This window comes from Kitasatospora nipponensis (genome assembly GCF_039528135.1).
GTDB lineage: Bacteria > Actinomycetota > Actinomycetes > Streptomycetales > Streptomycetaceae > Kitasatospora > Kitasatospora nipponensis.
In genome coordinates this window covers 1-555 of record NZ_BAAALF010001030.1, presented here as the reverse complement: position 1 = coordinate 555, position 555 = coordinate 1, and the positions used below count along the sequence as shown (strand labels likewise).

General features: G+C 69.5%; 1 protein-coding gene. It reads left to right on the top strand.

What is annotated here, in order from left to right; all coding sequences use genetic code 11:
* Positions 1-291 precede the first annotated feature (291 nt).
* Positions 292-555: hypothetical protein (locus tag ABD323_RS44695; RefSeq protein WP_344447691.1), on the top strand; the 264-nt coding region annotated here is incomplete at its 3' end.

Genomic DNA, 555 nt, shown 5'->3' with positions numbered 1-555 from the left:
GGCGGTGCCCGAGTCGGTGATCGCCGCCGCCGTCGACCTCGCCGTCGCCGCCGCCCGCGACGGGCACGAGGCGGCACTGCTCCACCTCGCCTGCGCCGGGGCCGTCCTCGACGCCATCGCCACGCAGCTCGGCCACTGAGGGCCCGGCCCTCGCGCGGGCACGCGGATGCAGCCAACTCGACTTCATGCAAGCCGAGTTGATGAGATCGGAGTTGGACACCAACTCTGAGAGAGTATAGAATCTAGAATGTAAGGCAGGGGGACACGCCCCCGCTTGAGAAGGGAAAGCCCATGTACACCGGCCTCGCCACCATCGTCGCCGCCCGCATCCACAACCCGGGCATCCAGGCCCGCGCCGTCCTCAACTCCGTCTTCGTCGACGTCACCCCGGAGGACGACCGCACGGTGAAGATCGCGTTCGGCGACAGCTTCGAGCAGGGCCGCGTCCGCGTCGACCTCACCCTTCTCGATGCCCGGAAGGCCCGCCTGGACATGGTGACCGGGATCTTCCCGGCCGACCAGGCCGCAGGCGGCGCCTACGGGGCCCTCTTCGAC